We start from the raw sequence: 13,500 nt of genomic DNA on the forward strand, positions 1-13,500 counted from the left end.
AAACTGTTAACTTTTGTAAGCCAAGTTTTTTTAAAAGAAAAACCTAGGGTTAGGCTTAATTTAACAAACCTCATCTACATGATGAAGGCGGTGGATGAGGTTTGTTGCCATTGACGTATCTGCTAGCATTTACCCACCTAAATTCATGGAAATTTTCAACGGCGGCGTTTCCTACGTAGAATTCTCTCAAGCCAACTATACAGTTCAGGAAAGCGAGGAATCTGTTCCGGCGGAAGTTACCCTAACCCGCGCTGGTAATCTAGATAATCTATCTGGGGTGCAAATAAATCTCATGGGCGGTTCTGCCCAGTTGAATACCGATTACAGCGTTCCTTTAGGCTTACCCCAGTCCGTTTTCTTTAACCCAGGTGAAACCAGCCAAAGTTTTATCGTTGAAAGCACACCGGATTTAGAACTAGAGGGAACGGAAGAGATCATCTTTGAAGTCACCAGTTTGGACAATACCGTCATTGGTAGTCAAAATAGTGCGACTTTGAACATTATTGATGATGAAATTGCCTACGTAGAGTTCTCTAAAACCACCTATGCAGTTCTAGAAGGCGAGGAATCTGTTCCGGCGGAAGTTACGCTAACCCGTTCTGGAAACCTCGACACTGCCTCACAGGTGCAAGTCAATGTTACTGGTGGTTCTGCCCTGTTAGGGTTAGACTACAACACTACCTTGGGTTTCCCGGAATTAGTGGTTTTTCAACCAGGTGAAACCAGCAAAACCTTTGTGATTGAAACTTTACCAGATATAGAGCCAGAAGGTACAGAGGAGATAACCTTTGAAGTCACTAGCTTAGACAACACCGTTATTGGCAACCGGAACAATGGCACGTTGAAAATTTTCGATAATGACGTTGCCTATGTAGAATTCTCCCAAGCCACCTTTTCAGTAAATGAAAATGAGACTCCAGTTCAGGCAGAAATTACCTTCGCCCGCGCTGGCAACTTGGATATTATTTCGCAAGTGCAAGTTAACGTAACTGGTGGTTCTGCTGAGTTAGGTTCAGATTATAATCTTCCCTTAGGTCTTCCCCAATCCATTTTGTTTAATCCGGGTGAAACTAGCCAAACTTTGGTCGTTGATATTTTGCCAGATTTGCAGCTAGAGGGAACAGAAGATGTCAGCTTTGAAATTGCCAGTTTGGGTGATGTCGTTCTCGGCACTCAGAATACAGCAACCTTGCAAATTAGTGATCCTGTTGCAGAAGTTGTTCCGCTACCGATATTACCAACTGAGTCCGCAGCAATAATCTGAATTGACCTCAAGACAGAAGCAATTGTGTCCACTAAAGACTCCTGTTTAGGTTAAGTTCGAGGGTATGGTAAAAACATAAGCGATCAACTCGTCGGGGGATTGAGTTATGTCTAAACACCGCCCTACTAAGCAAAATGCTCTCAGTCTGAGCCAACAAGAGCGTGCTAACCTAAAGTGCGCTGTTGATTACACCTCAGTGCAGTCTCTTCCAGAAATCTGGCCTATTGCCGCTCAACGTTTTAAACACATTGTTGCCTTAGATGATCCTCACGCTGTCGGGGTACACGGCAGTCCTTCCTCAACCCTTACCTATGAACAATTAAACCAGCAAATAGTGCAATTCGCTGCTGGGTTACAAGCACTAGGCTTCCAGCCAGAATTAGATGAGGCTGGTATACCGACGCGAATTGCACTATTTGCTGACAACAGTCCCCGATGGCTGATTGCCGATCAGGGCATGATGAGTGCGGGGGCGGCAAATGTGGTGCGTAGTGCCCAGGCAGAACGTGAGGAACTGCTATATATTCTGACAGATAGCGGCAGCATCGGTTTGGTGGTAGAAGACTTCAAAACCCTAGAAAAACTGCGCCCTCAATTAGATGATTTGCCGATTAAGTTGGTGATTTTGCTCTCCGAAGAAAAGCCCCCGGAAGAGGACACCTTAAAAATTCTCAACTATGCTCAGCTAATGGCAGCAGGGGCATCCCATCAGCTAACCAACTTTACTCACAACCGAGAAACTCTGGCAACGCTGCTTTACACTTCCGGTACAACTGGCAAGCCCAAAGGCGTCATGCTGACTCATGGTAATCTGTTGCATCAGGTCAACACCTTTGGTGCTGTCTTAGTGCCAGAACCTGGTGATTGCATCCTGTCAATTCTCCCTACTTGGCATGCCTACGAGCGCTCAGTTGAGTATTTTCTTCTCTCCCAGGGTTGTACCCAAATTTACACGAACCTGCGCAACGTCAAAAAAGACCTCAGAGAATTTAAACCGCGTCTGATGGTGGGTGTCCCACGCCTCTGGGAATCGATTTACGAGGGCGTCCAAAAGCAGTTCCGCGAGCAACCAGAGAGTAAGCAGCGACTGGTGTACAACTTGCTAGCTATTAGTCAACGCTACATTGAAGCAAAGCGTTTGTTGCAGCAGTTGAGCTTAGATCACCTCAATCCCTCAATTACCGAACGTCTCATCGCCGCAATACAAGCTGTGATTCTCTGGCCAGTACACCGACTAGCAGATAAATTAGTTTATCAAAAAGTCCGCGAAGCTACAGGGGGAAGAATTAAGCAAGTTATCAGTGGTGGTGGTTCCCTGGCAAGGCACATTGACAACTTCTTTGAGATTATCGGTGTCGAAGTACTAGTGGGCTATGGTCTAACAGAAACTTCTCCCGTAACCAATGTACGCCGTCCTTGGCAGAATATGCGCTTCTCAGCAGGGCCACCAATGCCGGAAACAGAAATCCAAATTGTTGACCCTGAAACCTGCGCACCTCTCCCTCAAGGAGAACGAGGTTTAGTTTTGGTGCGAGGACCACAGGTGATGCAAGGTTATTACAGAAAACCGGAAGCAACAGCTAAGGCAATTAACTCAGAAGGCTGGTTTAATACTGGGGATTTAGGTAAAATAACACCCCAAAACCATTTGGTCTTGACTGGACGGGCAAAAGATACGATTGTGCTGACCAATGGAGAAAATATTGAGCCACAGCCGATTGAAGACGCCTGTGTGCGCAGCGCTTATATTGATCAGATGATGCTGGTGGGTCAAGATCAAAAAGCTCTTGGAGCCTTAATTGTACCCAATCTAGATACCTTACAACAGTGGGCAGCCTCCCAGAATTTCCAGTTACAGCTACCATTGTCGGACACAGAAATAAAAACTAAAGACCATTCAGAGGTGTTCCGGACAAGCCTGGAACTTGATAGTAAAGAAATTCAGAACTTGTTGCGCAGCGAATTGAATCGGGAATTGAAAAATCGTCCTGGATATCGCCCAGATGATCGTATTAGCACTTTCAAGCTGATTTTGGAGCCGTTTTCCATTGAAAATGGCATGATGACTCAGACTTTGAAAATCCGGCGACCCGTGGTTGCAGAACGCTATCGCGATATCATTGACGGGATGTTTGCCTGAATCAGGCAAGAAAGGTAGATTAACCGAAGGTATCGGGGTTAGCTAAAACCTACACCCCCAAACTTTTAGGTTCTTCTGTAAGCAGCAGACAAACCTTCTCTCCCGATAAACTTTTAGACCTACAGAGCACAACGTATATGAATTTAGACGAACCTAACTCCAGCCTGCTTTTAAAGCGACCGGTCAATATCAAAGCGGTAGTAACTCCCCGATGGAAGGAAGAAGTGCAGCAGCAGCTTCAAAACCAAATCAACCAAATTGACGGTCAGATACAACAGCTAGACATGCAAGGACAAAGAGCGATCGCAGAAATTAAAAAGCAAAGCATCAATCCTCCAGGTCCCCAAGTTGCCCAGCAAATTGAAAGTATTCAAGTTCAGGTCAATCAAAAGAAAAGTGAACTATTAGAGCAGAAAAATCAACAGCTACAGCAACTACAACAAGTTCAGATGCTCGAACTTGATCAAGAGGTCAACCAAGGTCAGATTGAAAGCTTTTTCCGCATTGAAAGAGGTGATAACCTTGTCCGTAAAATGAGCGTCGAGGTTCTGCTGCGTGATGGCGTTGTCGAAGAAATTCGCGGCGATATCTAAGTTGCACTTGAGATTTGGCTGAGTTGAACTCAAGTTAATCTTCCTGAGTCAGTCCAAGTTAAAGTTCTCCCCCTTCCATACCTCAGGTTGGGAGGGAAGAGGATTCAATTTTCTCTTCTAGGTGTCCAGATAGTTCTTCTCCAAGGTCATCTAATCTATGAGCAAAGTTCTTTTGACCAATCTTGATGACCCCGTCCAGATTGACATTTGTACTGGGAACCAGCCCACACCATCTCCCAGTGCTTACCAGTCTTAGCCGATTGAGTTTTTTGCAATTCAACTCGATACTTGATTCCTCCAATAGAATCATCTGCTACACCAGTCTGGATAATCGTGATAATCGCCTGGTTAGCTTGGGGATACTCTACATTTACTTCTTGAGAAAGTCCCTCCGATAGGGTCTCAGTATTGCCAAAAGCGATCAGGGCAATTTCTTTAGGTTTTTTACCAAGGAATTCAGTATTTCCTGCAACTTCTACTAAGGAAATTGGTTTGTAGTTCTTCCGTTCCCCTTTGGCACTTGGGGTTACAGTCTCAGTTTCCCGGTTGTCTTGGCTAAGGGTTTGGTCTGGTTTACTCGTCGGTAACTGACTCGTTTCAGGCGTTCTTGCCTCGTTAGTTGGTCTTGGATTCGAGTCTTGAGGGGTGTTATTGCAAGCACTCAAACCAGTTACTAGAATGGCTAGGATTATTAGGGAAATTTTCAACTTACTAACCATCAAACTTACGCCGCAATTTTAACCAACCCAACTAACTCTATTGTATTAGTATTCAAGTTTCTCCTTCTGCTATCAGGTTATTGCAGAAGTAGTCTTGAGCGCTAGCTTCCTTCTCAGTATTTAATGGTAAAGTTAAAATCATTTGCTCGATTCTGGGTGGTAATTGCCCTGTTTGTTCTACTCTGAAATTGGAATCAAACTGTAGCTAATGCCAGAGTCGGCCCAGCAGCAAGATGACTAACCGGACAACTAACTCTTCAGTAAGACTAGTAGAGATTCCCCCCGGATATCTCAATATCATGGGTTACGTAGATCAATCAGAAGTCAATGGTCCGGGAACTCGTGCCGTAGTCTGGGTGCAAGGTTGCCGGAGTGAGTGTCCTGGCTGCTTCAACCCGGCGTCTTGGTCGTTTGAAATCAACCAACTAGTAGAAGTTGAGCAACTCGCTAAGCAGATTCTCGGCAATCCCCGTAATACTGGGGTGACTTTTTCCGGTGGAGAGCCATTCTGGCAGGCTGTTGCTCTAGCGCGACTTGCCCGCATCGTCAAAGCTGCGGGGCTGAACGTGATGTCCTTCAGCGGCTTCACCCTAGCTCAATTGCAAGCAAATCAAGCCCCACCTGGAGCCAAAGAGTTATTAGAGCAACTTGATATTCTTATTGATGGCCCCTTTGTCGAGTCTCTGGCGATTCATTCCCCCAATTCGCCGGTTTCTTCCCGTAACCAGAAGGTTCGCGTGTTTAACCCAGCCTTGAAAGACTGCATTACCTGGGCAAGTGACCAAATCGAGATACATATTCTCAAAGATGGTAGCCGCATATTTACTGGCTTTCGCGGGCAAATGGATTTGGGGGAATCCTAAATTAGGAACTTCCCAATAAAAAGTATCCCATTTCACCAAAGGCCGGTGAGCAGGGGGGGGTAAGACAAGCAAGCCTAGTCCAAAAATTGCATAATTTATTGATTGGACTTCCCCTCGCGATCGCAATATCTCTATTTTCGCCACTAAAATTAGAGTTTTGCAAAAACTATTTTGCTGGCGGAAAGTAAATCACAGGGAACCAGCTACGTCGCATCAACTCACCGGCAAAACTACGCACTGGCCAATCAATAATTTTGTTGAGGCTTTGAGAGGAGACGGCGATTGCAGTGATGTCATATACTAAGGCAGCGTCCAGAATCTCTACTAGGGGATTTCCTTGTCGCACCTCTACATTGACTTGCAAACCTAGCTCTTCCAATTCTACTTTGACAGCTTCTAGTTTTTCTTGAGCTTCCTTTACTTGGTAGTCTTTAGGTACTGCTCTGCGTCCCCCTTCATCCACAACCCAAATCAGCATACATTGTTGGAGTGAACCATCAGGTCGCTTCTGAGCAGACTCTTTAACCTTTTTCACTAAGTATTGAGATGATTCACTCCCATCGTAGGGGATCAATAAATAGCGGGATAGGTGCTGACAGCGCAAATTTAGTTCTTCGCGGGTATAAGTAGAAATAAGTTCTGGTCTCAGGATCAGTAGGGGAGTGACACAGTTTCTGGCTAAAGCTGCCGTTGTGCTACCGAAAAGCTTTTCTTTTAACAAGCTTCGGATCGGCATCCCCGTCATAATGACATCGACGTTATAGGTTCTTGCCACCTTCGGGATAATATCAACTGGTCGTCCTGAGTCAATCTCGACCTTCACCTCCAGACCTTCAGGTGTGTCTTTCAAGCCTTTTTCAAAGCGCTGGCGAGCAGCTTCTACTGCTTCTTCGTCTATCCGGGGTATTTCTCCCTCTTCCCACAAAGGAGCAACATGTGAGAATATGATCTGCTTAATTCCACCTTTAGCAAGACTAGGTAGGAACTCCACAAGCCGATACAAACCGTCGGAAAAATCAGTGCAGATTAGGCAACGCTGAAACATATACGAAGAGGATTGCTTTTCCCTAACACTAGCATTTATCAGCAGTAGAAGCTTTCTATCAGATTAGGTAGTAAAAAGGTTTTGATCTAGCTAATAAGTAGTACATTCTTGAGCAAGGCTTAATTGACTGAGGATGATGAAGAGTATCAATAAGCTATCTCTATATTTTTAAGGTAGAAAGTTCAGGCTTCCTTATTATGAAGATTTATATTTCATCTAAGGGTTCTACCGATGCAAGTAATAGATTTAACGAAATTGCGGCTAATAAACTTAAATATCACTTAGGTGACCAATCGGCACAACTCAATTGAGTTGAAAGCTTTAAGTTGACGCCCCGTCACCCCTAGCTTCTTTCCCCGGTGGAACCAAGCAAGAGATAGAGGTCGCCCACTTGATGCAGGGCCACTACGACTCGAAACTGGGAGATGAACCTACTCCCCACTGGTGCTTCAGAAACTCTTTGTACATATTCTCCCGTAGCACCATCTGCTTATAGAGTTTTACCAGGAATTCCTGAGCTTGCTCTTGGCTCATTTTCTCCACCTGAGTTTCAAAAGAACGGATGTTGAATTGTTGTTCGAGTGAGAGTTCCATGGGGTTAGACATATCTAAACTCCTAGATAAAAGTAAAGGTACTCTGTGCTGGACGAAACCATTGAGATTAGGGTCAGGTATCAGTGAGTCAGTTATTCATTACTAAGTTGATATTACAGATCGTAACAAGTATTTGACAAGATGCCTATCCCTCTTTATGGATAATCCGGTTGGATGATCCAGATGGAAAATCGGTTTCAAAAGTTTCCTACCTGGAATTTAGGAATTTGTATCAGCTAGTAACAAAGTAAACTGCTCAAAATGAACAATTTCTCTGAGTATATATACTCAAAAGCCTCCACAATGATAGAAAAAAAGAGCTTTATCGATGGTGCCAAGAAGACTCTTAAGGGTTACTGTTGGCTGATCTAATAGCGTCAAATGAGCCATGTAGTAAGCTCAAGAGCCGATATTGAGTGACCTGGCTACCCAAAATTGCTCTTCTCCTTGATACTTTTCAGAGCTAGTGAGGGAAAAAACGGAGAATTTACAAAAAACTTGATGAAGAAACGATAAAGGTCACAAAATTCACTACTATTTCACTACTAAGTGATGGCTAAAGAGCAACTCCCAACAACAAGTGATCAATGAGCAATCTTCTAGGTAGAACTGGCTAAAATAAGGCTATGTCCCAATCTAATTCTGCTCCTAACCCCTCTAGTGACTCCTCCCAGCCAACACGACCTTTGTTGATCCTGGTTGATGGTCATTCTCTGGCATTTCGCTCTTACTATGCCTTTGCTAAAGGACGGGATGGAGGACTACGAACTAAGACAGGGACTCCTACCAGCGTTTGTTTTGGTTTTCTCAAGTCTCTATTGACGGTAATGGAGTTTGAGCAACCCCAGTCAATGGCAGTCGCTTTCGACCTCGGTGTACCCACTTTTCGCCACAAAGCTGACGATACTTACAAAGCAGATAGAGTAGAAACGCCCCAAGATTTCATTCCCGACTTAGAAAACCTTAAGGAGTTACTAGGAGCACTAAGAGTCCCGGTAGCGACTTCCCCAGGCTATGAAGCGGACGATATTTTGGCAACGTTAGCCCACCAGGCTAGTGAGACGGGTTATCAAGTAAAAATCTTAACGGGCGATCGCGACTTATTTCAGCTAGTTGAACCCCAAAAGGCAATTAGCGTCTTGTATCTGAGCACTGAATCCTTTAAACGAGGTAGTTCCGCTGGGCCAAGAGAATTTAACTCCCAAGAAGTAAAAGAGAAACTCGGCATTACACCAGCACAGGTTGTAGATTACAAAGCGCTCTGTGGCGATAAATCCGATAACATTCCAGGAGTTAAAGGAATTGGCGACAAAACAGCAGTTAAGTTGCTCAATGATTACGGCTCCCTTGAGGGAATTTATACTTCCTTAGAGAAAATTCAAGGCGCTGTCAAGAAAAAGCTGGAGGCGGGAAAAGAAGCAGCAGAGCATTCTCGCTACCTGGCTCAACTGATGTACGATGCCCCTGTGGATATCGACTTAGAAGATGCCAAACTTCAGGGGTTCGATATAGAAATTCTGAGACCCCTTTTACAAAAGCTAAATTTTCAGGTATTTCTCGATAGAATTGAGCAACTTAGGCAAGTTTTTGGTTACACAGAGAGAGAGCTTGAAGAAACTTCTACCGAGGCAGTAGCAACACTAGCGGTTCTTCCCTCCGATAACGGTGATCCTGATCTTTCCTTTTGGAGTGCTGAGGAAACTGAAGCATATCAGCAGCAACAAACCTCACAAACCACTCAGATTCAACCACACATCATTGACACCAAGGCAAAGCTAACTCAACTGGTGAAGCTGCTGCAAAAGTGCACTGACCAAACTAACCCCGTGGCTTGGGACACGGAAACTAATGATTTAGAACCACGTAATGCTGATTTAGTCGGGATCGGCTGCTGTTGGGGAGCTAATCCCGATGAAGTGGCATACCTTCCCCTCGGCCATAAAAAGGGCAAAAATTTAGATAAAGATCTTGCTCTAGAAGCCTTGCGTCCGATTTTAGAGAGTGCTGAGTATCCCAAGGTACTGCAAAATGCCAAGTTTGACCGACTAGTACTGCTGTCTCAAGGTATAAAACTGTCCGAGATAGCGTTTGAAACAATGCTGGCTAGTTACGTACTCAATCCGGATGATAGCCATAACCTTAGCAATTTAGCCGAGGGTTATTTACAAGAAATTAAACCCAAAAGTTATACAGATTTAGTTCCCAAAGGCCAGACAATTGATGATCTAGACATCCAGGCAGTTGCTAACTATTGCGGCATGGATGCCTATGCTACCTTTATGTTGGTTCCCCAACTGCGGGCAAAACTAGAGGCATTTCCCCAACTCCACAAACTGCTGTTGGCAGTGGAACAACCCCTAGAACCAGTTTTGGCTGAGATGGAATACCAGGGAGTCAGAATTGACCAAGCTTACTTAGGGCAATTATCCCAACAGCTAGAGAAAGATTTAAAGACAATTGAAGAGCAAGCTTACCAGTTAGCAGGAGAAGAATTCAATTTAGGTTCCCCCAAGCAGCTAAGTGAGTTACTGTTTGAAAAGCTAGGGTTAGACCGCAGGAAGTCTCGCAAAATTAAGACAGGTTATTCTACTGACCACGCTACCTTGGAAAAGCTGCAAGGGGATCATCCACTTATTGAGAAGATTCTGGAACACCGTACCCTATCCAAGTTGAAGTCAACCTATGTAGACGCTTTGCCAGCGCTGGTGCGTTCCGATACTGGGCGAGTACATACGGATTTTAACCAGGCGGTGACGAGTACTGGGCGTCTATCTTCTTCTAGCCCCAATTTGCAGAACATCCCCATCCGCACAGCTTTTTCCCGCCAGATTCGCCAGGCATTTCTCCCAGAACCAGGCTGGTTGCTGGTGGCTGCTGATTATTCCCAAATTGAATTACGGATTTTGGCGCATCTTAGCAAAGAGCCAGTGCTAGTAGAAACTTACCGCAATAATGAGGATATTCATACGGTAACGGCAAGGTTGCTGTTTGAGAAGGAACAGATAACACCAGATGAAAGACGTTTGGGAAAAACTATCAACTTTGGTGTGATTTATGGGATGGGACCGCAACGATTTGCGCGGGAAGCTGGGGTATCTCCCAGCGAAGGGAAGGTTTTTATTGACCGAATTAAGCAGCGCTATCCTAGGGTTTTTGATTATTTGGAGCGAACGAAGCTCAAAGCGATCGCGCAGGGGTATGTTGAAACTATTTTGGGGCGTCGTCGCTATTTCAACTTCAGTAGTGAAAATCTGCGGCGTTTGCATGGTAGTAAATTAGAGGAGATTAACCTCGACGAATTGAAGAGAATCGGTGCCTACGATGCTGGTTTACTAAGGGCAGCGGCTAATTCACCAATTCAAGGCTCTAGTGCCGATATCATTAAGGTAGCCATGGTGAAACTGCCTGAAGTTTTACAGAAGTATCGGGCGCGTATGTTATTGCAAGTGCATGATGAATTAATCTTTGAAGTTTCCCCAGAAGATTGGCAGGAGTTGCAGCCGCAGATTAAGGAGACAATGGAATCGGCTGTTGAATTGAGTGTGCCGCTAGTGGTTGAGGTTAAGGCGGGCAAGAATTGGATGGAGACTAAATAGCCTTTCATGAAAGATTTGCAGCTTGATCTAAGCTAAATTTAGTATTTCTAAGTAATCTAATTTCATTGAATCGTGCTGTGTTTCTAGCACCGTAACTCCCTTCTAGTATGCGCTCAGGGAGTAGATCAAGGAAGGAATAGGGAAAGTATTTCTAGCCAAGGTTTAGGGAATTGGTAGTAGTTAGATCAATTTTTAGGCTGCTGCTGATTTTTTTGTAATCTCTACAGAAATGTCATTTTTATGGTCGATCTGGTCTCTAGTCGGATGTCTGTAATTTATCAGTGATATTTTTTTGTAAAAAAATATTAATTTTTTGTTGTTTTGTGCTTAGTTAAAACCATTAGTGATTTGTCTTATTTGCTATGATTCATTTGCCTTACTTTAGGCTAAGCTTAAGGGAAATAAGATCCTTTTTGAAGTCAACAAATAGTGAGAACAATCACTAGTAGAGCCTGGTGTTTTGTAACAAAAAATACAAACAATAAACCTTCAGATAGAGGAATAGTTTGACCTTATAAGTCAAACTTTAAGGAGATTGGGGAATTACAGAACAAACTTGAAAATTTTTACCTTTTTTAAAAGTCGAAGACCAATTTACTTCCCCAAAAGCTCTAATAAACCCTGTTGATAATTCCGTCTGGAATTATTGAAGGATTGCCACTTAACACGCTTTTTATAGTATGAGAATTGCTCAAATTGCACCTCTTTGGGAGCGCGTTCCGCCCTTTCGTTATGGTGGGGTGGAGTTAATCGTCAGTTTACTGACAGATGAATTGGTTCGACGCGGTCATCAGGTTACTCTGTTCGCTTCTGGTGACTCAATTACGGAAGCTCGCTTGAAGTCAGTACACTTGCAAGCATTGAGATTAGATGAAACGGTTAAAGAGCCAGTAATCTACGAGCAAATGATGCTCTCTCAGATTTATCAACGGGCTGATCAGTTCGATATAATTCACTCCCATGTAGGCTATACGGTGCTGCCTTATTGTGGTTTTGTGAAGACGCCTACTGTTCATACAACCCACGGCATTTTCACACCGGATAACGAAAAAATATTCCGATATTTTGCAGAACAACCCTATATCAGTATTACTGATGCTCAAAGGGAACCTAGATTGGGCTTGAATTACGTTCACACAGTCTACAACGGGATCGATACCACAGCGTATACTTTCCAAAAAAAGCCTAATCAACCCTCCTATCTTGCCTTTGTAGGACGCTTATCGCCGGAAAAAGGACCAGAGGAAGCGATTAACATTGCCCGTGCCGTCGGTTTGCCTCTGAAAATGGCGGGTAAGATTGATACAGTAGACCAGGATTACTACAACGAAAAGCTCAAACCCCTGATTGATGGCGAGCAAATCCAGTACTTGGGTGAAGTCTCCCACGAAGAGAAAGTGCAGTTGCTCGGTGGTGCGGCTGTTACTCTATTCCCGATTAACTGGAGAGAGCCTTTCGGGTTAGTAATGATTGAATCTATGGCAACGGGAACTCCCGTGATTGGCATGGCGTTAGGTTCTGTACCAGAGGTCATTGCCCATGGTAAAACAGGATTTGTCTGCGAAACTCTAGAACAAATGATCGCAGCAGTTCCAGAGGCAGTGAAATTAGACCGACAAACCTGTCGGGATTACGTATTAAGTCGCTTTAGCGTAAAAACAATGGTTGATCAGTACGAATGGGCTTATCAGAAAGTGCTTGAGCGTCGAGCCTTTAGCCGACCAAAAGTAGTTTTTGGCCCTTATCTTGCTGATGAATCTGCCTAGATTTAGTTGTTTTACCTAACTCTAAGTCTTCTCTCGCTCCCTGTATAAATTGCCCAATTGAATAGAAAATCCCCTCACGATAAAGTTGCGAGGGGATTTTTGTTGACACTTCAAAGTCTATCGCTACTTTGATTAATTCTTATTAAGAAGAGCAAGTGTTCTGATTATATCCGGACTGACGAGAGCAATAGTCGTAGAATTCTATCGTTCCTCTAAGAATCAAGACAGTTAAGAGGCAAAACCGGAAAGAAACTTGCTCAAGATATCAGGAACTGAATTTAAGATGCGTATTTGCTTTGTGGGAGATTCCTTTGTCAACGGAACGGGTGACCCTGAATGCCTTGGTTGGACGGGAAGACTTTGCGCCACAGCTTGCAGGCGAGGTCATGATATTACTTACTACAACCTTGGGATACGACGAGAAACTAGTGCAGATATTACAGCTCGTTGGCTAGATGAAGTCTCTCGCCGTTTGCCTCCAGAATGCGACACGAGAATTGTGTTTTCTTTTGGTGCTAATGACACTACCATCGAAGACGGTAAAATGCGTTTAACATTAGATAATTCATTGGCTTATGCAGCTCAGATTCTGAGTACTGCTAAGCAATTGTTTCCTGTATTAATGGTTAGTCCTCCTCCTCTTGCCGATGTTGAACACAACCTCAGAATTGCTGATCTATCACAACATTTAGCTCTAGTTTGTAAACAGCAGGATGTTCCTTACTTAGATGTTTTTCTCTCTCTGCAAGCCTCGGCTGTTTGGATGAGTGAGGTGGCAGCAAATGATGATGCTCACCCCAGAGCAGCGGGTTATTCAGAATTAGCCTGGTTAGTCCAAAGCTGGAAGGCATGGTCATCCTGGTTTAGAGAAGTAAAATCCGGGGATGAATAGAGGACAAGGGGGACAAGGAGGAAATTAG

The 13,500-nt window shown here is 44.1% G+C and carries 10 protein-coding genes; 7 read left to right on the forward strand and 3 right to left on the reverse strand.

Annotation, left to right across the window (positions count from 1 at the left end; genetic code table 11):
- The first annotated feature begins 145 nt into the window (after window positions 1-145).
- The 3 genes from ACT7WV_RS22140 (at window position 146) to ACT7WV_RS22150 (ending at window position 3,997) form a co-directional block, all read left to right on the forward strand.
- A complete protein-coding gene (locus tag ACT7WV_RS22140; protein ID WP_445104952.1) occupies window positions 146-1,264 on the forward strand; it encodes a Calx-beta domain-containing protein in 1,119 nt (372 codons plus the stop codon).
- Between the two features lie 106 nt (window positions 1,265-1,370).
- Window positions 1,371-3,404 (forward strand): AMP-dependent synthetase/ligase, encoded by a 2,034-nt coding sequence (locus ACT7WV_RS22145; protein ID WP_445104953.1) that lies wholly within the window; start codon window positions 1,371-1,373, stop codon window positions 3,402-3,404.
- A gap of 137 nt (window positions 3,405-3,541) precedes the next feature.
- The gene (locus ACT7WV_RS22150) at window positions 3,542-3,997 is read left to right on the forward strand and encodes a YlqD family protein (RefSeq protein ID WP_445104954.1); all 456 of its coding nucleotides are present in this window, start codon (window positions 3,542-3,544) and stop codon (window positions 3,995-3,997) included.
- A 155-nt stretch (window positions 3,998-4,152) separates the two neighbouring features.
- On the opposite strand, the gene ACT7WV_RS22155 is transcribed toward ACT7WV_RS22150, so the two are convergent.
- Window positions 4,153-4,662 (reverse strand): hypothetical protein, encoded by a 510-nt coding sequence (locus tag ACT7WV_RS22155; protein WP_445104955.1) that lies wholly within the window; start codon window positions 4,660-4,662, stop codon window positions 4,153-4,155.
- A gap of 287 nt (window positions 4,663-4,949) precedes the next feature.
- Here ACT7WV_RS22155 and ACT7WV_RS22160 point away from each other — a divergent pair, with 287 nt between their 5' ends.
- Window positions 4,950-5,579, forward strand: a complete 630-nt coding sequence (locus ACT7WV_RS22160; RefSeq protein WP_445104956.1) for a 4Fe-4S single cluster domain-containing protein — start codon at window positions 4,950-4,952, stop codon at window positions 5,577-5,579.
- A 166-nt stretch (window positions 5,580-5,745) separates the two neighbouring features.
- Here the strand turns inward: ACT7WV_RS22160 and ACT7WV_RS22165 are convergent, their stop codons facing one another.
- On the reverse strand, window positions 5,746-6,624 hold the full coding sequence (locus tag ACT7WV_RS22165; RefSeq protein ID WP_445104957.1) for a universal stress protein: 879 nt from the start codon (window positions 6,622-6,624) through the stop codon (window positions 5,746-5,748).
- Between the two features lie 405 nt (window positions 6,625-7,029).
- Window positions 7,030-7,230, reverse strand: coding sequence for an NblA/ycf18 family protein (locus ACT7WV_RS22170; RefSeq protein WP_445104958.1), 201 nt, complete (start codon window positions 7,228-7,230; stop codon window positions 7,030-7,032).
- Window positions 7,231-7,844: 614 nt separating this feature from the next.
- Between ACT7WV_RS22170 and polA the strand changes: the two genes are divergently transcribed.
- The 3 genes from polA (at window position 7,845) to ACT7WV_RS22185 (ending at window position 13,472) form a co-directional block, all read left to right on the forward strand.
- A complete protein-coding gene (gene polA, locus ACT7WV_RS22175) occupies window positions 7,845-10,814 on the forward strand; it encodes a DNA polymerase I (RefSeq protein WP_445104959.1) in 2,970 nt (989 codons plus the stop codon).
- A 680-nt stretch (window positions 10,815-11,494) separates the two neighbouring features.
- A complete protein-coding gene (locus ACT7WV_RS22180) occupies window positions 11,495-12,580 on the forward strand; it encodes a glycosyltransferase family 4 protein (RefSeq protein WP_445104960.1) in 1,086 nt (361 codons plus the stop codon).
- Between the two features lie 283 nt (window positions 12,581-12,863).
- Window positions 12,864-13,472: a GDSL-type esterase/lipase family protein gene (locus ACT7WV_RS22185; RefSeq protein WP_445104961.1), complete on the forward strand. Its 609-nt coding sequence runs from the start codon at window positions 12,864-12,866 to the stop codon at window positions 13,470-13,472.
- Window positions 13,473-13,500 lie beyond the last annotated feature (28 nt).

This window comes from Symploca atlantica LB2515 (assembly GCF_052546295.1).

What these genes read in the sequence shown, in the direction of transcription:
- ACT7WV_RS22160 (WP_445104956.1), top strand. Translation starts at nt 4,950, where the DNA reads ATGACTAACCGGACAACTAACTCTTCAGTAAGACTAGTAGAGATTCCC.
- ACT7WV_RS22150 (WP_445104954.1), top strand. Translation starts at nt 3,542, where the DNA reads ATGAATTTAGACGAACCTAACTCCAGCCTGCTTTTAAAGCGACCGGTC.
- ACT7WV_RS22180 (WP_445104960.1), top strand. Translation starts at nt 11,495, where the DNA reads ATGAGAATTGCTCAAATTGCACCTCTTTGGGAGCGCGTTCCGCCCTTT.
- ACT7WV_RS22185 (WP_445104961.1), top strand. Translation starts at nt 12,864, where the DNA reads ATGCGTATTTGCTTTGTGGGAGATTCCTTTGTCAACGGAACGGGTGAC.
- ACT7WV_RS22170 (WP_445104958.1), bottom strand. Translation starts at nt 7,230, where the DNA reads ATGTCTAACCCCATGGAACTCTCACTCGAACAACAATTCAACATCCGT.
- polA (WP_445104959.1), top strand. Translation starts at nt 7,845, where the DNA reads ATGTCCCAATCTAATTCTGCTCCTAACCCCTCTAGTGACTCCTCCCAG.
- ACT7WV_RS22145 (WP_445104953.1), top strand. Translation starts at nt 1,371, where the DNA reads ATGTCTAAACACCGCCCTACTAAGCAAAATGCTCTCAGTCTGAGCCAA.
- ACT7WV_RS22165 (WP_445104957.1), bottom strand. Translation starts at nt 6,624, where the DNA reads ATGTTTCAGCGTTGCCTAATCTGCACTGATTTTTCCGACGGTTTGTAT.
- ACT7WV_RS22140 (WP_445104952.1), top strand. Translation starts at nt 146, where the DNA reads ATGGAAATTTTCAACGGCGGCGTTTCCTACGTAGAATTCTCTCAAGCC.